Raw genomic sequence first — 18,394 nt, 5'->3', positions numbered from 1 at the left:
GTCGCCGTGGCCGGCGGCATCGTCCTGTTCATCTGGCTCGCCACCGGCATCTACACGGTCGCGCCTCAGCAGGTCGGCATCGAGACGATCTTCGGTCGCTACACGAACACCACCGGGCAGGGCCCGCATTACAACTTCCCCTATCCGATCGGCGCGGTGACGAAGCCGAATGTCGGGCAGGTGAACAGCGTCCAGATCGGCTACCGCGCCGGCGTCGGGTCGCAGTCGCGGTCCCGCGACCTGCCTGAGGAGAGCCTGATGCTCACGGGTGACGAGAACATCGTCGACCTCGATTTCGAGGTGCAGTGGCGCATCAACCCGCTGAAGGCGTCGGACTTCGTCTTCAATCTCGAGAACCCCGAAGGCACCATCAAGGCGATCTCCGAGAGCGCCATGCGCGAGGTGATCGGTCGCCGCAACATCCAGGCGATCCTCACCAACGAGCAATCCAGCGTGGCCCAGGAGGTCAAGGAGATCACCCAGAAGGCCCTCGACGAGTACGGCGCCGGCGTGCGGATCGAGGTGGTCCAGCTCGTGGCGGTCAATCCGCCGCCGGATGTCAGACCCGCCTTCATCGACGTCAACGCCGCCCAGCAGGATGCCGAGCGCGCGCAGAACGAAGCCCGCACCTATGCGAGCCGCGAGGTTCCGCAGGCGCGCGGTAAGGCCTCGCAGATCGTGCAGGCGGCCGAGGCCTACAAGACGCAGGCGACGGCGGATGCCACCGGTCAGGCGGCCCGCTTCCAGCAGGTCTACGAATCCTACAAGCTCGCACCGGCGATCAGCCGTGAGCGTATCTTCCTCGAAACGATGGAGCGGGTCCTGGGCTCAGTCAACAAGGTCATCATCGACCAGAACGGAACCGGTGTGGCCGGTGGTGCAACCGGCGCGGGCGTCGTTCCGGTGCTTCCGCTGACCGAATTCGGCAATCGCAACGCCAATCCGGGAGCCGCCCGATGAACGGTTCCGCACTCCGCACCGGCGGCGTCTTCCTCCTGGCGGTGATCGCCGTCGCCCTCTACGCCTCGGTCTTCACCGTGGGCCAGATGCAGCAGGCGCTGGTGATCCAGTTCGGCCGTGTCCGCACGGTCCTCAACCAGACGGGCACCGAGAAGCCCGGCCTCTACTTCAAGGTCCCGTTCATCGAGAACGTCGTCCTGTTCGACAAGCGCGTCCTCGACCTCGACCTCCCGGTCCAGACGCTCCTGACCGCCGACAGGCAGAACCTCGAAGTCGATGCCTTCGCGCGCTATCGCATCATCGATCCGCTGCGCTTCTACCAGTCGGCCAACAACGTGCTGCGCGCCAACACGCTGCTGGCGAGCTTCACCAACTCGTCGTTGCGCAACGTTCTGGCCCGCTCGACCCGTGACGCCATCGTGCGGACCGAGCGCTCGCACCTGATGAACGTCATCCAGGGCGACGTGAACACACAGGCCAAGGAGCTCGGCGTCGAAATCGTCGATCTGCGCATGACCCGCGTCGATCTGCCGGCGCAGAACTCCACCGCCGTCTACAAGCGGATGATCACGGAGCGGAACCGCGAAGCCGCCGACATCCGCGCCAACGGCGACCAGATCTCGGCGACGATCAAGGCCAAGGCCGACCGTGACGTGACGGTGGTCCTATCCGAGGCCAACCAGACCGCCGAGACCCTGCGCGGCCAGGGCGACGGCGACAGGAACCGCATCCTCGTCGAAGCTTTCGGGAAGGATGCGGATTTCTTCGCCTTCTACCGGTCGATGCAGGCCTACGAGACGAGCCTGAAGGGGCCGGAGACGCGCCTCGTCATCAACCCGAACTCGGACTTCTTCCGCTACTTCAACGATCCGCAGGGCCGCGCTCCGGCAACCGCCCCGCGGGCCACCGGAGCGGCGGACGCGGGCGCGACGACCGGCACGGCTCGCTGAAGCCCGGCTTCATCGCCCGACCGGCCCTTGATCGTCCGCCACGGCGGACGATCTAATGCCTCGTTCCAACAAGAGGTCGACCATGATTTCCGCTGCGGGCGCCACGACGGCGCGACGTCCCCGGGCATTCCGCCACTCAGCACGCTCGGCCTTCGCCGCCCTGTCGCTCGCCACCACGGTGGCCATCACCGGCCTCGCCGGACCGGCCCTCGCCAAGGGTCCAGAATCCCTGGCCGACCTCGCCGACAAGGTCACCGACGCGGTGGTGAACATCTCGGCCTCCACCACGGTGGAAGCCAAGGCGCCCGGCCGGACGATGCCGCAGCTTCCGCAGGGCACGCCGTTCGAGGATCTCTTCGAAGAATTCTTCAACAAGCGGGGCCAGCGCGGCGACGGGGATTCCCCGCGCCCTCAATCGCGCAAGTCGAACTCCCTCGGCTCGGGGTTCATCATCGATGCCTCGGGCATCGTGGTGACCAACAACCATGTCATCGGCGACGCCAACGACATCCAGGTGATTCTGCACAACGGCACCAAGCTGAAGGCCGAGATCATCGGCAAGGATCCCAAGATCGATCTCGCCGTCCTGCGGGTGAAGCCCGAAGCCGACAAGCCGCTGAAGGCGGTGCCGTTCGGCGATTCGGAGAAGATGCGCCCCGGTGACTGGGTCATCGCCATCGGCAACCCGTTCGGCCTCGGCGGCTCGGTCTCGGCCGGCATCGTGTCCGCGCGCGGGCGCAACATCGAATCCGGCCCCTACGACAACTACATCCAGACCGACGCGGCCATCAACAAGGGCAATTCCGGTGGCCCGCTGTTCAACATGGACGGCGAGGTCATCGGCATCAACACGGCGATCCTGTCGCCGACGGGCGGCTCGGTGGGCATCGGCTTCGCCGTTCCCTCCGCCACCGCGTCGCAGGTGATCGACCAGCTCCGGGAGTTCGGTGAGGTCCGCCGCGGCTGGCTCGGCGTGCGCATCCAGAACGTCGACGACGCCACCGCCGATGCCCTCGGCCTCAAGGGCGGCGCCAAGGGCGCGCTCATCGCGGGCGTCGACGAGAAGGGCCCCGCCAAGACGTCGGGCCTCGAGATCGGCGACGTCATCACCAAGTTCAACGGGACTGTGGTGAAGTCGTCGAGCGACCTTCCGCGCATCGTCGCTTCCACGCCGGTGGGTAAGGTGGTCGAGGTCATCGTGGTCCGGAAGGGTGCCGAGACGACGAAATCCGTCACCCTCGGCCGCCTCGACGACCCGGAGAAGCCCCAGCTCGCCAACGCCAAGCAGCCGGAGGCGGCCGAGCCCGCCATCCGTCAGGCCCTCGGACTCAACCTGTCCGGGATCACCGACGAGCTGCGCCGCCGCTTCAGCATCAAGGACAGCGTGAAGGGCGTGGTCGTGACACGCGTCGACCCGAATTCCACCGCCGCCGACAAGCAGATCAAGCCCGGCGAGGTCATCGTGGAGGTCGGTCAGGAATCCGTCTCGTCCCCCGCCGACGTGACGAAGCGGGTGGATCAGCTGAAGAAGGAGAACCGCAAATCCGTTCTCCTCCTCGTGGCCGCCGTATCGGGCGACGTGCGCTTCGTGGCGATCGGTCTCGAATAGGCATCGTCTTCATCGAAAGCATCGGCCCATTCCGCACGCGGGATGGGCCTCGCTCTGCCGTCGAGGCGGGACATTCGCCTTGTGCCACTCGCCGTCCGGCGCGTAATCTGATCTCGACGCTATAGAGACCAGCAACCGATGACGGCGGTCGCCTTCGACACCTTGAAATTCGCCCGCTCCCTTCGCGAGAAGGCGAAGCTGTCCGCCGAACAGGCCGAGGGCCTCGCGGACGCGTTCACCGAGCTGTTTCAGGGCGACATCGCCACGAAATCCGATATCGGATCGGTGAAAGGCGATATCGAGGCGCTCCGCTTGTCGACCCGAGCGGATATCGAAGCGCTCAAGATGTCCACGAGATCAGACCTTCGCGAAGCCGAGGCACGGCTGGAAGCGAAGATCGAAGCCACGAAAGCCGATATCATCAAGTGGATGTTCGGGACGATTGGCTTTCAGACGCTGATCATTCTCGGCGCCGTCATCGCATTGGCACGGATCATCCGCTGACCGGCCGGTGCTAGGCGACGAATTCGTTCGCCCCGTAACCCTGCAGGTAGAGAAGCGCGGTCAGGTCGCCGTGGTCGATGCGGACATCCGCCGCCGCCGCGACCTTGGGCTTGGCCCGGAACGCCACGCCGAGGCCGGCCTCGCCGAGCATGTCGAGATCGTTCGCCCCGTCGCCCACCGCCAGCGTGTCCGCACGGTCGAGGCCGAAGCGCGAGCGCAGGGCGATGAGCGTCGCGCGCTTGGTCTCCTTGCCGACGATGGGCTCCAGCACCTCGCCGGTGAGATGGCCGTCCTTTACCCCGAGGGTGGTGGCGTGAGCCTCGTCGAAGCCGATCGTCGCCGAGATCGGTCCCGTGAACAGGGTGAACCCGCCGGAGACCAGACAGGTATGGGCGCCGTTGGCCTTCAGCGTCCGGACGAGGACGCGCCCCCCCGGTGTGAGGGTGATGCGGTCCCGGATGAGATCGTCCACCACGCCGACCGGCAGGTCGCGCAGCAGGGCGACACGCTCGCGCAGGGCCGGCTCGAAGGCGATCTCACCCCGCATGGCCCGCTCGGTGATGGCGGCGACGCGGTCCTTCAGGCCGATCGTGTCGGCAAGCTCGTCGATACATTCCTGTTCGATCATGGTCGAATCCATGTCGGCCAGGAACAGCCGCTTGCGGCGGTGGGCGCCGGAGACCTGCACGGCAACGTCGAACGGTTCGGCGGCAAAGGCCGCCCGTAACCGCCGCGCCATCGCGGAAACGTCGTCCCCGGAGCCCGGAAACAGGATCTCGGCCGCTACCTCGCCATGGAGGATGCGCGGCTGATGATCGGTCCGCAGCACGGAACGGGCTTCGGCCAGCACCGCATCGGTGATGGCGGGCCGGCTCTCGTTTGCTATCAGGGTCGCGACGAGGGTCATCGGGGAGTGTCCACGCCTTGCCGCCGGTCACGGACGGATCACACAGACAGGCGCCCCCGGCGGCGATCCTCATCGCAGGGCCCACCGCCTCGGGCAAGTCCGGCCTCGCGACGGAACTCGCGCGCCGTCACGACGGCGTGGTCATCAACACCGATTCCATGCAGGTCTATGCCGACCTGCGACGGTTGTCGGCGCGGCCGAGCGCCGAGGAGGAGGCGCTGGCGCCTCACCGGCTCTACGGCGAGGTGGATGGCGCGGTGAATTACTCGGCCGGGCACTTCGCCCGCGATGCCGCGCGCCTTCTCGTCGATCTGAACGGCCGACTTCCGATCTTCGTCGGCGGCACCGGCCTGTATTTTCGTGCCCTGGAGGAGGGTTTGTCCGACCTGCCTCCGGTCCCCGAGGCGATCCGGACCTCCCTTCGCGCGCGGGCCGAGGACCGCACGACCGAACGGCTCCATGCCGACCTCGCGGAGGTCGACCCCGCCGGAGCGGCGACCCTGCGGCCCACCGACCGCGCCCGGATCATGCGCGCGCTCGAAATCTTCGCCGCCACCGGGCGGCCGATCTCGGCGTTTCACGGCGAGCGCGTCGCCGGGCCGCTGGCGGGCAAACACCTGGTCAAGCTGTTCCTCGCCCCCGAACGCGAGACCCTGCGCGCCCGGATCGACCGACGTTTCGTGGCGATGATCGAGGCAGGTGCCCTCGACGAGGTCGCCGCGCTGAGGGAGCGCCGCCTCGATCCGCTCCTGCCGATCATGCGGGCGCATGGCGTGCCGGGCCTCATCGCCCATCTCGACGGGTCGATCCCCCTCGCCGAGGCGATCCAGCGCGGGCAGGGCGATACGCGGCGCTACGCCAAGCGACAATTCACCTGGTTCCGCCACCAGATGGGCGAGGACTGGGCCTGGACGGATCCCGACGCGGCCCTCGCCGTGGCGACGAGCCTCATTTTTCCAGGCGGGCGATGAGGCTCGACGTGTCCCAGCGGTTGCCGCCCATGGCCTGCACGTCGGCATAGAACTGGTCGACGAGGGCGGTGACCGGGAGCTTGGCGCCGTTACGCCGGGCTTCGAGGAGGAGGATGCCGAGATCCTTGCGCATCCAGTCGACGGCGAAACCAAAATCGAATTTTTCGGCATTCATGGTCCGGCCGCGATTCTCCATCTGCCAGGAACCGGCCGCGCCCTTCGAGATCACGTCGAGCACCGCATCCACGTCGAGTTCGGCGCGCTTGGCGAAGTGGATCGCCTCGGACAGTCCCTGGACGATGCCGGCGATGCAGATCTGGTTGACCATCTTGGTGAGCTGGCCGGAGCCGACCGGTCCCATCAGCCGCGAGGCCTTGGCGAAACTGAGGATTGCGGGCTCGACCTTGGCGTAGGTGGCCTCGTCCCCGCCGCACATCACGGTCAGCGCCGCGTTCTCGGCACCGGCCTGTCCGCCGGACACCGGAGCGTCGATGAAGCCGAGGCTAAGTACCGACGCGGCCTGGGACAGTTCGCGCGCCACCTCGGCCGAGGCCGTGGTGTGATCGACGAAGACCGCGCCCTTCTCCATTCCGGCGAAGGCGCCGTCCTCACCCAGAGTCACGCCGCGCAGGTCGTCGTCGTTGCCGACGCAGGCGAAGACGATCTCCTGCCCCGCCGCCGCCTCGCGGGGCGTCGCCGCGAAGGCGCCCCCATTGGCCTTCACCCAGGCTTCCGCCTTGGCCGTCGTCCGATTGTAGACGGTGACGGAATGGTCCTTTTTGGCGAGGTGACCCGCCATCGGGCCGCCCATCACGCCGAGGCCCAGGAACGCGACCTTCGCCATCATCCGTCTCCATCCGTCATTTCGTTGGAGGCGGGTCTAGATACGATGGCCGGAGGGGTCAAACGCCAGACGAAATCAGCCGCCGGTGACGCTCATGTGGCGCGGCACGGCGGCCGGACGGGCGCGCTCGATGACGAAGTCGTGGCCCTTGGGCTTGCGCGCGATGGCATCGGTGACGGCCTGCGTGACGAGGGCGTCGTCCGGCGAGGCGCGCAGGGCATGGCGCAGGTCGGCGGCATCCTCCTGACCGAGGCACATGTAGAGCTTGCCGGTGCAGGTGAGGCGGACCCGATTGCAGCTCTCGCAGAAATTATGGGTCAGCGGCGTGATGAAGCCGAGCCGCCCGCCGGTCTCGGCGATACGGACGTAGCGCGCCGGTCCGCCGGTCCGGTCGGGCAGGGGCACCATGGTGTAGCGCTGCTCGAGACGGGCGCGGGCGACGGAGAGGGGCAGGAACTGGTCGGTGCGGTCGCCCTCGACCTCGCCGAGGGGCATGACCTCGATGAGGGTCATGTCCATGCCGTCGCCATGCGCCCAGGCGATCATGTCGGCGATCTCGTCCTCGTTGACGCCCTTCAGCGCCACGGCGTTGATCTTGACCTTGATCCCGGCCTTGCGGGCCTTCTCGATCCCGTCGAGCACTACCTTGAGGTCGCCGCGCCGGGTGACCGCGCGGAACTTGTCGGGGTCGAGGGTATCGAGGGACACGTTCACGCGCTTGACGCCGAGCTCGGCGAGCTCCGGGGCGAAGCGACCGAGCTGCGTCCCGTTCGTCGTCATCGTCAGCTCTTCGAGAGCGCCGGAGCCGAGATGGCGGGACAGCCGCCGGAAGAGATGCATGATGTCACGGCGCAGCAGCGGCTCGCCGCCCGTGATCCGCAGCTTGCGCACGCCCCGGTCGATGAACACGCCGCAAAGCCGGTCCAGCTCCTCGAGGGTGAGCAGGTCGCGCTTGGGCAGGAACTGCATGTCGTCCGACATGCAGTAGACGCAACGCAGGTCGCAGCGATCCGTCACCGAGATGCGAAGGTAGGTGATCGCGCGCTGGAAGGGGTCTATCAAAGGCGCGGGTGCCTTCGATGCGACGCGTTCGGCTAAGGCAACACCCATGGGGGACTCGGGACTCGGGCCTGGGGGGACTTCCGGAGCGTGGTCGCGCGGTGAACCTAGCATGTCCGGCATATGAGGCGCGACGGCGGATAGGGCAAGCATACTCGGACGCATGCCCCCTGCGCTCTACACATATATTGCATCCCACCCGCTTTCGGGCATGAGATTTCTCGCATGAGCCAGCATCACGCCGATCCCCACTCCACCGGCCGGCAGGTCGCTCCGCCGGAGCGGTGGCCCACCGAGATCCGCTTGTCCGGCGACAAGCGCACGCTCAACGTGTCCTTCGAGGATGGCGGCAAGTTCGCCCTGCCCGCCGAGTACCTGCGCGTGTCCAGCCCCTCGGCGGAGGTGCAGGGCCACTCGCCCTCCGAGCGCAAGGTCATCGGCGGCAAGCGCGACGTGGCGATCCTCTCGGTGGAGCCGGTGGGCAACTACGCGGTGAAGCTGACCTTCGACGACATGCACGATACCGGGCTGTTCGGTTGGGGTTATCTCTACGATCTCGGCCGGGAATACCGGAACCGGTGGGCGACGTACCTGTCCGAACTCGAAGAGCGCGGACTCGTGCGCGACGCCGCCCGTCGTCCGGCCGCCGGCCCCAAGGGCGAGCCACCGAAGAGCGAGGGAAGCTGCGGCAGCGGGTGCGGATGTCACTGACCGCCACCGCCGATTCCACCCTCGGGGTGACGCCGGTTCCGGCTACCAGCCGCCGCATCCTGGCTCTGGCGCTACCGATGACGCTGGCCAACGTCACCACCCCGCTCCTCGGCTTCGTCGGGGCGGCGGTGATCGGGCGGCTGGGCGATCCCGCGCTTCTCGGTGCCATGGCACTGGGGGCGGTGATCTTCGATGCGGTGTTCTGGTCGTTCGGCTCGCTGCGCATGGCGACGGCGGGGCTCACCGCCCAGGCGGTGGGCGCGCGCGATGCCGGGGAGGTCGACCGTATCCTCGCGCGCTCCCTGGCGGCGGGCCTCCTCGTCGGGCTCGTCATCGTCGCCGCACAGGTGCCGATCGCCGCCGGGGCCTTCTCGCTCAGCGGCGCCAGCCCGGCGGTGATCGCGGGGCTGGCCACCTATTTCCACATCCGCATTTTCGCGGCGCCCTTCACCCTGGCGAACTACGCCATCCTCGGCTCGGTGCTCGGGCGCGGGCGGACGGATCTCGGCCTCCTGCTGCAGGTGGCCATCAACCTCGTCAACATCGCGCTCACCCTCGTCCTCGTGCTGTGGGCCGATCTCAGCGTCGCGGGCGCCGGCATCGCCACCTTCCTGGCCGAGGCCGCCGGGACCGCCCTCGGTCTCCTTCTCCTGGCCCAGCTCGGGTCGCGGCCGTTCTCGGTGCCGTTCCGCGTCGTTCGCGATCCCTTGGCGCTGGCGCGGATGCTCAGCGTCAATGCCGACGTGATGATCCGGACCCTGCTGCTGGTCGGCGCCATCGCCCTGTTCTCGGCCCTCGGCGCGCGCTCGGGCGACGTGGTCCTGGCGGCCAATGCGGTGCTGTGGAATCTCTTCCTCATCGGCGGCTTCTTCCTCGACGGGTTCGCCACGGCGGCCGAAACCCTGTGCGGGCAGGCGGTGGGCGCCCGCGACGAGGCCGGGTTCCGCCGGGCGGCGCGGCTCAGCCTCGTCTGGTGCGCCGCCTTCGGCCTGGCGGTGGCGGTGCTGTTCCTGGCCTTCGGGGCGGCCTTCATCGATACCGTGACCACGAGCCCGGAGGTGCGCGAGACGGCGCGCACCTATCTCGTCCCCGCCGCCCTCGCGCCCCTCGTGGCCTCGGTGCCCTTCGCCTATGACGGGATCTATATCGGCTCGACCTGGACGCGGGCGATGCGCAACCTGATGATCGCCGCCACTGGCATCTACGCCGTCGCCATCGGCCTCGCCCATGCGGGCGGCTTCGGCAATATGGGCCTCTGGCTCGCCTTCCTGACGCTGCTGGCCGCGCGCGGTGCCAGCCAGGCCCTGGCCTATCCGGGCCTGGCACGGCGGACCTTCGCGAAACCGTCGGGCGCCTGATCGTCGCACCGGACGGCTGCCGTTCAGCTTCGATGGATAAGGTCCGGCCCTCTCACCTGCCGGGAAACGGAAGCGGGCTTGGCCCGCGCCGCCCCATCGGAGTCCCCCGTGCCCTACTCGACCCTCGCCGACGTCGCCCCCGGGATCGACACGTCGCCCCGCTTTCCCTCGGCGGCCCCGGATACCGTCATCGCCATCCCGGTCCGCAACGAGGCCGAGCGGATCGAGGCGTGCCTTCGGGCCATCGACGCGCAGGACGGCGTGCGGCCGGGCAGCCTCGGCCTGTACCTGTTCCTCAACAACTGCACCGACGGCACGGACCGGATCGTGGCGGAGCTCGCGCAGGCGATGTCGATCCCCGTCCGCGTCCGCTGCGTGACCTTCGACGGCGCCCATGCCGGCTGGGCGCGCCGCGCCGCCATGGATGCCGCCGCCGAATGGATCGGCCCCGACGGCACGGCCGGCACCATCCTGACCTCGGACGCCGACAGCCGCGTCCCCACGGATTGGGTGGTCCGCAACCTCGCGGCCCTGAATGCCGGCGCCGACGCGGTGGCCGGGCGCATCCAGATCGACGAGGCCGAATGGGCCGCCCTGCCCAAATCCCTGCGCGCGCGCGGCAAGCTGGAGGACGCCTACAGCGATCTCCTGACGGAGCTGGAGGCGCGGATCGACCACGATCCGCACGATCCCTGGCCCTGCCACCGCACGACGATCGGCGCCACGCTCTCCGTCCGGCTCTCGGCCTACCGGCTGGTGGGCGGCATGCCGATGATCCCGCTCGGCGAGGACGGCGCCTTCGTGGCGGCCCTGCTCCAGCACGGGCTCCGGGTCCGGCACGCCAAGGACGTGGTCGTCACCGTGTCGGGGCGTCTGGTCGGCCGGGCGCCGGGCGGCGTCGCCGATACGATCCGGGCACGCTGCGAGATTCCCGACAGTCTCTGCGACGCCCGCATGGAAGCGGTGCCGCGGGCGCTCTACCGGTACCTGTGGCGCCGTCGCCTGCGCCGCCTCCACGCCACGGGGCGCCTGGCGACCACGCGGGCCTGGTCGCGCAGACTGGCGATCCCGGCGGCGGAGGCGGGCCGGATCGCCCAGCAGCCCCTCGTCGGCCTCGCCGTCGCCGAGATCGAGCGTGTCAGCCCCAAATTGGTCTACCGCCCCCTCGGGCCGAAGCAGTTGCCCCGCCATATCCGCGTGGCGTCCCTCGTCCTCGTCGTGCTGCGCGCAGGCGCGGCCCTGCGGAGCCGCCTGCAATCCCCCACGCCCGCATCGCCCCTGCTGCCAGAGGCCAAGGCCATGGCGGGCGATCCCGTCTCTCGCTGACGCGTCGAGACCCGGCCGGAGGCGAAGCGCTCAGATCGGCCTGCCGGCGATTCCAAGGCCGACCTTCTCGCCCGCCGGCGTGAGGATGCCGTGTTTCAGGATGGCATCCTCCAGATCCTCGAACGCAGCCGTCAGGTGGCTCTTGGCCGTGGCGATGGACGAGTCGCGGGGCCGGGGTCGCTCCGCCATCAGACCGGCGAGATCGTCGGCCCTTTCCAGGACGATGCGGTGAAGAGTTCGGATCGTGGCCTCGGGCTCGATGAACCGGAGGGTCGAATCGGTCCAGCGACGCAATTCGCCGGACAAGTCCTCGCTGGCCGAGGCATAGGCCTCGACCTTCTGCCGGGCATGCTCGAAACTGGTCCTGATGTCTTTGCGTAGCTGAGGCATGAGAGCGACTTCTTAGAACGTCGTCAGACAGGTGAGGGCTCGCCGCCCGTTCGGCGCGGCACCGGTTCCGTGCGGCCAAGCGCCTGCGAGGCGGTTAGTCATGGTCGGCGTCGATCTGCCGTCGGGCCGCGTTCATCCGGACGACGCGCTGCGCCGTGGCAACGGAGAGGGCCTGGAACGCCTCCGTCATCCCCCGCATCACTTCGGGCGGCGTCTCCCGATCCGAATTCGAGGCCATGAACAGCTTCAGGATCTTCCAGCCGAAGCGCACCGAGCGGAGGAGGTAGAGCAGCGGCTCGTAGGAGGGCGCGTGATAGGCCTCGATGGCCATGGCGCTGGGAACCCCAGCGAGGCGGGCGAGCGCCACGAGCGCTTCCGTCTCGCGGCCCGAATCGAGCCAGCCGACGATGACGGTTTCGGTGACCTCGCCCTGGCGGAACTGGGCGCCCACGAACACCTCGGCCGCGAAGATGGCGCGGGCCGGATCGTCCGGGGAGGGCGGGGTCATACCGTGCCACAGGGCACCTTCCTGCGCCAGGATGTCGGGTACGTCGTCGCGGTCGCGAAGCCGCGCGGCGAGTTCCGGATCGGACAGGCTGCGGCCCACGAGCTGCCTGTAGCCGTCGAGGGAGAATCGCGCGCCGGGATTGCCCGCCACCGCACGCGATACTGTCGCGTCGCCCCGCTCGACGATGATGTCGGTGAGGAGCTCGATGAGGGTCTTGCGGCGCGTCAGGGCCAGGAGCTGGGGCTGGCCGCAGACCCGCGCGATCGCGGTGAGATCGTCGAGCGTCAGCAGCGTCGCCGCTTCGAGGGTCGGGACGGATACGGCGGCGGCGGGATCGAAGGCCAGGTCGCGAATCAGGCGCGGCGGCGCGTTGGCGATCGGGGCGATGCGGCGCGACAGGTCGCTTCTGGCGACCTCCTCCATCGACCGGGCCAGATGCAACATCACCATGTCGAAGGCGCGGACGTGGTCGGCGCCGAGACGCGGCGCGTATTCGGCGAATAGTGACGTCAGATCGTGCAGGATCGACTCGCGGCGCTCCGTCGAAGCCCCCGCCATGGTGCGGTCGAGTTGCTGAACGAGGGCTACGAGTGCGGTCGCCATGGGCGCTGATGTCTCCGGCCGACCTTGCGTGCCAGCAGGACCACGGGACGACGATACTGGTCGCGCCACCGTTAACGGGCGGTTCGTCCGGCCGGCTCGGCTTGCGGCCCGGTCGCCGTTCGGGAGGGCGGTGCGGCATAGAGGCCGTCGGACCGCCCTTCGTCGGTCGTTCCAAGGGCGGGCGCAACACATTGGAATTGTTCTGATATATCGATTCGGCAAAGAAGCGCCTTTGCATCGGCTGAGCGCTGGTTTACGCGCTAGAGACGATGCGCAAGATCACTCACTCCGCCCTGATTTCCGCCTCCCTGCTGGCCTTCGCGGCCCTGGGCACCGGCTTCGCCTCGGCCAAGGAGACGCCGATCGGCCCTCCCATGCTGAAGGACGGGCTGGAGGTGACGGCGGTCTATCTTCAGCCGATCGAGATGGACCCGCCGGACATGATGCGCGCCGCCGCGCAATCCGACATCCACCTCGAAGCCGATATCCGCGCGGCCAAGGACAATCGCAACGGCTTCGCCGAGGGCGACTGGCTCCCCTCCCTCGACGTGAGCTTCGAACTGACGAAGCTGGAGGGCGAGGCCGCCACGGGCCCGAAGGTGAGCGGCTCGCTGATGCCGATGGTCGCCAATGACGGCCCGCATTACGGCGACAACGTCAAGCTGAGCGGCCCCGGCCGCTACCGGCTCAAGCTCACCGTGGCCCCTCCCGGCAAGAACCAGCATTTCGGCCGCCACGTGGACAAGGAGACGGGCGTCGCCGAATGGTTCAAGCCCTTTGACCTGATCCAGGACTTCACCTTCGCCGGCACCGGCAAGAAGGGTGCGTATTGAGCCCCGTGATGCAGCACGTCCGCAGCCTCGCACTCGCCTGCGCCGTCATGGCGGCCGGCATCGGCTTTGCGTCGGCCAACGACATGCCGGTGATCAAGGTCGAGATGAAGGACGGCGTGATCATCCCCGAGATCATCGAGGTGCCGGCCAATACCCGCTTCAAGCTGGAGATCAGCAATACCGGCGCTTCGCCGGTGGAGTTCGAGAGCATGGAACTGAAGCGCGAGAAGGCCCTGGCCGCCGGCGCGACCTCGGCCATCGTGTTCCGCACCCTCGACCCCGGCACCTACGACGTGTTCGACGATTTCCATCCGGAAGCCAAAGCCAAGCTGGTGGCGAAGTAGCCCGATGGCGGCGAGCGTCTCGACGGACCTGCGTGAAGCCTGGATCGACCAGCGCCTCGCGGAACTCGGCCATTGGCTGCAGCGCCACGGCGGAATCATCCGCAGCGTGCAATGGGCCGTCGTGGCGGTCTATCTCGTCCTCGTGGCCGTGCCGGCCTTCCTGCCCCTGCCGGACCGCACCGCCCATCTCTGGAACAACCTGACCGTCCTCGCGCAATTCGCGTTCTGGGGCATCTGGTGGCCCTTCGTCCTCGTGAGCATGGTGCTGGTCGGCCGGGCCTGGTGCGGGGTCCTGTGTCCCGAGGGCACGCTCACGGAATTCGCCAGCCGCTGGAGCCTCGGCCGCGCGGTGCCGCGCTGGATCACCTGGGGCGGCTGGCCCTTCATCGCGTTCGCCGGCACCACCGTCTACGGCCAGATGGTCAGCGTCTACGGCTATCCGAAGCCGGTACTCGCCGTTCTGGGCGGCTCGACGGTGGCGGCGATCGCGGTGGGCCTCGTCTATGGCCGCAACAAGCGCGTCTGGTGCCGCTATCTCTGCCCCGTGAACGGCGTTTTCGCGGTGCTGGCGAAGCTCGCCCCGGTGAGCTTCCAGGTGGACCGCCCCGCCTGGGCCGCCTCCGACAAGCCGCAGGGCGCCGCCTTCAACTGCGCGCCCCTGGTGCCGGTGAAGACCATGCGCGGGGCCGGCTCCTGCCATATGTGCGGGCGCTGCAGCGGCTATCGCGGCGCGGTCCGCCTCGCCCGGCGCTCCCCGGCCTACGAGATCGTCCATGTGGCCGGCACCGAGCCGAGCCTCGAACAGACGATCCTGATCCTGTTCGGGATGATGGGTCTGGCGGCCGGGGCCTTCCAATGGTCGTCGAGCCCCTGGTTCATCGACGCCAAGCAATGGTTCGCCACCTGGTTCATCGAGCACGGCATGGTCTGGCCGCTGGAGACCACCCTGCCGTGGTTCGTGCTCACCAACTACCCCGAGCACAACGACGTCATGACCCTGCTCGATGGCGGCCTGCTGCTGGCCTATATCGGCGCCGCGACGGTCATCCTCGGGGTAGGCCTCTCCGCCCTCGTGGCCCTCGCCACGCGCTTCCTCGGCCCCTGGTCGTCGGCGCGCTTCCACCACCTGACGCAGACGCTGATCCCCATCGCGGGATGCGGCGTGTTCCTCGGCCTCTCGGCCCTCACGGTCACCTTCCTGCGCGGGGAGGGGCTCCCGCTTCCCTACGTCGCCGAGATGCGGGCCGGGCTGCTCATCGGCGCGAGCCTGTGGAGCGCGTGGCTCGCCTGGCAGGTGGCGGGGCTCACCACCGGCGGATGGCGCCGGGCGGGCGCGACGGCCTGCATCGCCGCCGCCGCCACCCTGTCGGTCTCCGGCTGGGTGCTTCTGTTCTGGATCTGGTAGGGCGCTCACGCAGCCCGCCCGCGACATCGAAGGAAATCTCCGCATGATCGGAGCATTCGTCATCGCCTTCCGCGAGGTCATCGAAGCCGGCCTCATCATCGGCATCGTGCTGGCGGCGACGCGCGGCATCGCCGGGCGCGGCCGCTGGATCGGCCTCGGCGTGGTCGGCGGGCTTGCCGGCGCCTGCCTCGTGGCGCTCTTCGCCGAAGCGATCTCCGACGCGTTCGAGGGCGCGGGACAGGACATCCTGAACGCCGCCGTCCTCGCCACCGCCGTTATCATGCTGATCTGGCACAACACCTGGATGAGCCGCCACGGGCGCGAACTGGCGGGCGAACTGAAGGCCGCCGGAGAATCCGTGCGCCGGGGCGAGACCACATCCGCCGCCCTGGCCTTCGTCGTCGGCGCGGCGATCCTGCGCGAGGGCGCGGAACTCGTCCTCTTCCTCTACGGCCTCGTCGCCTCGGGCACGTCCGGCCCCGACCTGCAGATCGGGGCGCTGGCCGGGGTCGGCGCCGGCATCCTGATCTCGGCGGTGAGCTATTTCGGCTTGGCCGCGATCCCCACCCGCTACGTCTTCTCGGTCACCAGCGCGCTCATCATCTTCCTCGCCGCCGGCCTCGCCGCGCAGGCGGCGCAGTTCCTCACCAATGCCGGGCTCATCACCGTGCTCGACCGGCCGCTCTGGAACACCGCCAACATCCTGTCCGAGGGCAGCATGGTCGGCCGCGTGCTCCATGCCCTCGTCGGCTATACCGACCGCCCGACGGGACTGCAGGTCATCGTCTATCTCGGCACGATCCTGGTGATGATCGCGCTCATGCAATGGTCGTCGGCCGACAAGAGGCGGCGGACCCTGCGAACGGCGTGAACCGGGGAGGCGGACCATGCATGTGAACCACGATTCGGCGGCTCCGGCGGCGGCCCCGATCACGTTCGACCAATTCCTGGCCGTCGACATCCGGATCGGCACGGTGGTCTCCGCCGAGCCGTTTCCCGAAGCGCGCAAGCCGGCCCTCAAGCTCGTCATCGATTTCGGACCGGCCATCGGCGCCAAGCGCTCCAGCGCCCAGATCACCGAGCATTACCGGCCGGAGGATCTGGTCGGCCGGCAGGTCGCCGCGGTGGTGAACTTCCCCCCGCGCCAGATCGGCAAGTTCCTCTCGGAGGTCCTGACCCTGGGCTTCGCCGACACGAACGGCGCCGTCGTGCTGTTCCGCCCCGACCAGGCCGTGCCAGACGGAAGCCGCCTGTTCTGATCTCACCGCCGTTTGGCAGCGCCGGCGATCCAGGCGTCGAGGCGTGAGACGAGCGATGCGGGGTCGCCGCCGAGCGCCAGGATCTTCTGTCGCGCCGTATCCCCGGTGACGATGCGGATGTCGGACCGGCGCAGGTCCAGGGCCTCAGCGAGGGCGGCGATCAGCGCCGTGTTGGCGGCCCCCTCCACCGGAGGTGCGGCGACCCGCATCTGGACCCAGACGCGCCCGTCGGCGCCCTCCACGAGACCGTCGAGGCCGGTCCGACTCGCGCGCGCCGTCAGGCGCACGGCGAGCCGGACGCCCTCCCGCGTCGCCGTATAGGGGCGGTTTTCCGTCGAAGGCGGCATGATTCCCTGTCCGTGCATTGTCCGGGCCGGTTTCCCGCGAACCCAGTGGATTTTCCCGAGGCCCTCGCGGCGATGCGGTGTGATCGGCATTTCGCTGCAAAGGCCACGCCCGCGCCGGTCGAACGCGGATCATCGACACGCATTTTATATCCGCAGGGCTGTCCCGGCAGCCGTGTTGCATTAAGCTCCACCGCATCGTCACTGGAATGCGTTCATGTCCGATCTCCGCCTGCGCCGCAGCGTCCTCTACATGCCCGGCTCGAACCAGAGAGCCCTCGACAAGGCGAAGACCCTGCAGGCCGATGCCCTGATTCTGGACCTCGAAGACGCGGTGGGACCGGACGAGAAGGTGCTGGCCCGCGAGCAGGTCTGCGCGGCGGTGAAGGGCGGCGGCTACGGCGACCGCGAGCTCGTGATCCGCGTCAACGCTCCGCAGACCCCCTGGGGCGAAGCCGACCTGAAGGCGGCGATCGAAGCCCGTCCCGACGCCATCCTGATGCCGAAAGTGTCCTCGCCCGCGGTGCTGGAGAGCATCGCCAACCATCTCGAAGCCCTCGATGCGCCCGAGAGCATCGACGTCTGGGCGATGATCGAAACCCCGGCGGCGATCCTCAACATCCAGGACATCGCCAAGGCGCGGCGCGACCGGCGCACCCGGCTCACTTGCTTCGTCCTCGGGACCAACGATCTCGCCAAGGACACCTGGGCGCAGCTCGTGCCCGGCCGGGTGCCGATGCTGCCCTGGATGATGTTCACCCTGGCCGCCGCCCGCGCCGAAGGCCTCACCATCCTCGACGGCGTCTGGAACGATATCGGCGACATCGAAGGGTGTCGCACCGAGTGCCGGCAGGCACGCGACCTCGGCTTCGACGGCAAGACGCTGATCCATCCCAACCAGCTCGAGCCGGCCAACACCTCCTTCGCCCCCACCGAGGAAGAGGTGCGCCGCGCCACCCTGGTGATCGAGGCCTTCGACAAGCCCGAGAACGCCAAGCGCGGCGCCATCAAGGTCGAGGGCCGCATGTACGAGCGCCAGCATATCAGCATGGCCCGCCGCGCGGTGAACTGGTCGGATTCCATCGCCGCCAAAGGGTATTGAGTCAGGTCGTCTCCACCATGAACGGGGGAGAGAGCCCCCTCTCCCCGCAGGCGGGGAGAGGATCGCGGACACCTCGTCGTGTCCGCGATGAGCGGAGGCGAAGCCGGAGCGACGGTGAGGGGGCGATTCCGATGGTGTCTCATCCGACATCGCCCCCTCACCGTCGGCTACCGCCTCGACGCGCCGACGACAGGGTCGTCGCGTCCCTCTCCCCGCAAGCGGGGCGAGGGAATGCGCCCCCCGTGCAATCGGGGAGGGGTGCGGGAACAAGGGATCGGGCGGCGGGATTGCCCGTCCATAGCGCTTCATCCCAACCAGCCCCGTCCCGCCTCCCTCATGAAAGCGGGACGGCTCGGTCGCGTGAACGGGTGAACGCGAGGCCTCCCGGTCGGGGGCCTGTCTCACCC

The 18,394-nt window shown here is 68.6% G+C and carries 20 protein-coding genes; 14 read left to right on the top strand and 6 right to left on the bottom strand.

What is annotated here, in order from left to right; all coding sequences use genetic code 11:
- The 4 genes from hflK to MBTS_RS10805 all read left to right on the top strand — a co-directional run.
- On the top strand, positions 1-960 hold a 960-nt coding region (gene hflK, locus MBTS_RS10820), incomplete at its 5' end, for an FtsH protease activity modulator HflK (RefSeq protein ID WP_192215601.1).
- Positions 957-1,910, top strand: coding sequence for a protease modulator HflC (gene hflC / locus MBTS_RS10815; protein ID WP_018042570.1), 954 nt, complete (start codon positions 957-959; stop codon positions 1,908-1,910). The genes hflK and hflC, both read left to right, overlap by 4 nt.
- Positions 1,911-1,992: 82 nt before the next feature.
- Positions 1,993-3,519, top strand: coding sequence for a Do family serine endopeptidase (locus MBTS_RS10810; protein WP_192215600.1), 1,527 nt, complete (start codon positions 1,993-1,995; stop codon positions 3,517-3,519).
- Positions 3,520-3,657: 138 nt separating this feature from the next.
- On the top strand, positions 3,658-4,023 hold the full coding sequence (locus MBTS_RS10805) for a CCDC90 family protein (RefSeq protein ID WP_192215599.1): 366 nt from the start codon (positions 3,658-3,660) through the stop codon (positions 4,021-4,023).
- Positions 4,024-4,033: 10 nt separating this feature from the next.
- Here MBTS_RS10805 and serB read toward each other — a convergent pair whose 3' ends face one another.
- On the bottom strand, positions 4,034-4,930 hold the full coding sequence (serB, locus tag MBTS_RS10800; protein ID WP_056158354.1) for a phosphoserine phosphatase SerB: 897 nt from the start codon (positions 4,928-4,930) through the stop codon (positions 4,034-4,036).
- A gap of 17 nt (positions 4,931-4,947) precedes the next feature.
- Here serB and miaA point away from each other — a divergent pair, with 17 nt between their 5' ends.
- Entirely contained in the window at positions 4,948-5,901 is a 954-nt protein-coding gene (miaA, locus tag MBTS_RS10795; RefSeq protein WP_192215598.1) for a tRNA (adenosine(37)-N6)-dimethylallyltransferase MiaA, read from the top strand.
- On the opposite strand, the gene MBTS_RS10790 is transcribed toward miaA, so the two are convergent.
- Positions 5,879-6,745, bottom strand: a complete 867-nt coding sequence (locus MBTS_RS10790; protein ID WP_192215607.1) for an NAD(P)-dependent oxidoreductase — start codon at positions 6,743-6,745, stop codon at positions 5,879-5,881. The two genes, miaA and MBTS_RS10790, sit on opposite strands and share 23 nt — an antisense overlap.
- A 75-nt stretch (positions 6,746-6,820) precedes the next feature.
- Entirely contained in the window at positions 6,821-7,855 is a 1,035-nt protein-coding gene (gene moaA / locus MBTS_RS10785) for a GTP 3',8-cyclase MoaA (protein ID WP_056144129.1), read from the bottom strand.
- Between the two features lie 174 nt (positions 7,856-8,029).
- Between moaA and MBTS_RS10780 the strand changes: the two genes are divergently transcribed.
- The 3 genes from MBTS_RS10780 to MBTS_RS10770 all read left to right on the top strand — a co-directional run bounded on the left by MBTS_RS10780 (position 8,030) and on the right by MBTS_RS10770 (position 11,199).
- Positions 8,030-8,515, top strand: a complete 486-nt coding sequence (locus MBTS_RS10780; RefSeq protein WP_056144133.1) for a gamma-butyrobetaine hydroxylase family protein — start codon at positions 8,030-8,032, stop codon at positions 8,513-8,515.
- On the top strand, positions 8,506-9,873 hold the full coding sequence (locus MBTS_RS10775; RefSeq protein WP_192215597.1) for an MATE family efflux transporter: 1,368 nt from the start codon (positions 8,506-8,508) through the stop codon (positions 9,871-9,873). The genes MBTS_RS10780 and MBTS_RS10775 overlap by 10 nt, the downstream gene beginning before the upstream one ends.
- A 144-nt stretch (positions 9,874-10,017) precedes the next feature.
- The gene (locus tag MBTS_RS10770; protein ID WP_192215606.1) at positions 10,018-11,199 is read left to right on the top strand and encodes a glycosyltransferase family 2 protein; all 1,182 of its coding nucleotides are present in this window, start codon (positions 10,018-10,020) and stop codon (positions 11,197-11,199) included.
- 30 nt (positions 11,200-11,229) lie between these two features.
- Here the strand turns inward: MBTS_RS10770 and MBTS_RS10765 are convergent, their stop codons facing one another.
- Positions 11,230-11,589, bottom strand: a complete 360-nt coding sequence (locus MBTS_RS10765) for a hypothetical protein (protein WP_056257891.1) — start codon at positions 11,587-11,589, stop codon at positions 11,230-11,232.
- Positions 11,590-11,683: 94 nt separating this feature from the next.
- A complete protein-coding gene (locus MBTS_RS10760; RefSeq protein ID WP_192215596.1) occupies positions 11,684-12,700 on the bottom strand; it encodes a DUF2336 domain-containing protein in 1,017 nt (338 codons plus the stop codon).
- Positions 12,701-12,969: 269 nt separating this feature from the next.
- Between MBTS_RS10760 and MBTS_RS10755 the strand changes: the two genes are divergently transcribed.
- The 5 genes from MBTS_RS10755 to MBTS_RS10735 are packed head-to-tail and all read left to right on the top strand — an operon-like array spanning position 12,970 to position 16,541.
- Entirely contained in the window at positions 12,970-13,533 is a 564-nt protein-coding gene (locus tag MBTS_RS10755) for an iron transporter (protein WP_018042582.1), read from the top strand.
- Between the two features lie 8 nt (positions 13,534-13,541).
- The gene (locus MBTS_RS10750; protein WP_056144148.1) at positions 13,542-13,877 is read left to right on the top strand and encodes a cupredoxin domain-containing protein; all 336 of its coding nucleotides are present in this window, start codon (positions 13,542-13,544) and stop codon (positions 13,875-13,877) included.
- A 4-nt stretch (positions 13,878-13,881) separates the two neighbouring features.
- Entirely contained in the window at positions 13,882-15,282 is a 1,401-nt protein-coding gene (locus MBTS_RS10745) for a 4Fe-4S binding protein (RefSeq protein WP_192215595.1), read from the top strand.
- 43 nt (positions 15,283-15,325) lie between these two features.
- Positions 15,326-16,153: an FTR1 family iron permease gene (locus tag MBTS_RS10740; RefSeq protein ID WP_056144153.1), complete on the top strand. Its 828-nt coding sequence runs from the start codon at positions 15,326-15,328 to the stop codon at positions 16,151-16,153.
- Between the two features lie 16 nt (positions 16,154-16,169).
- Positions 16,170-16,541 (top strand): tRNA-binding protein, encoded by a 372-nt coding sequence (locus MBTS_RS10735; protein ID WP_056144155.1) that lies wholly within the window; start codon positions 16,170-16,172, stop codon positions 16,539-16,541.
- A 2-nt stretch (positions 16,542-16,543) separates the two neighbouring features.
- Here MBTS_RS10735 and MBTS_RS10730 read toward each other — a convergent pair whose 3' ends face one another.
- Positions 16,544-16,888: a DUF167 family protein gene (locus MBTS_RS10730; protein ID WP_192215594.1), complete on the bottom strand. Its 345-nt coding sequence runs from the start codon at positions 16,886-16,888 to the stop codon at positions 16,544-16,546.
- Positions 16,889-17,102: 214 nt separating this feature from the next.
- Between MBTS_RS10730 and MBTS_RS10725 the strand changes: the two genes are divergently transcribed.
- On the top strand, positions 17,103-17,987 hold the full coding sequence (locus MBTS_RS10725) for an HpcH/HpaI aldolase/citrate lyase family protein (protein WP_147832298.1): 885 nt from the start codon (positions 17,103-17,105) through the stop codon (positions 17,985-17,987).
- Positions 17,988-18,394 lie beyond the last annotated feature (407 nt).

It is taken from the genome of Methylobacterium bullatum (genome assembly GCF_014845095.1).
GTDB classification, from domain to species: Bacteria; Pseudomonadota; Alphaproteobacteria; order Rhizobiales; family Beijerinckiaceae; genus Methylobacterium; species Methylobacterium bullatum.
This window is presented reverse-complemented; position numbering and strand designations above follow the sequence as displayed.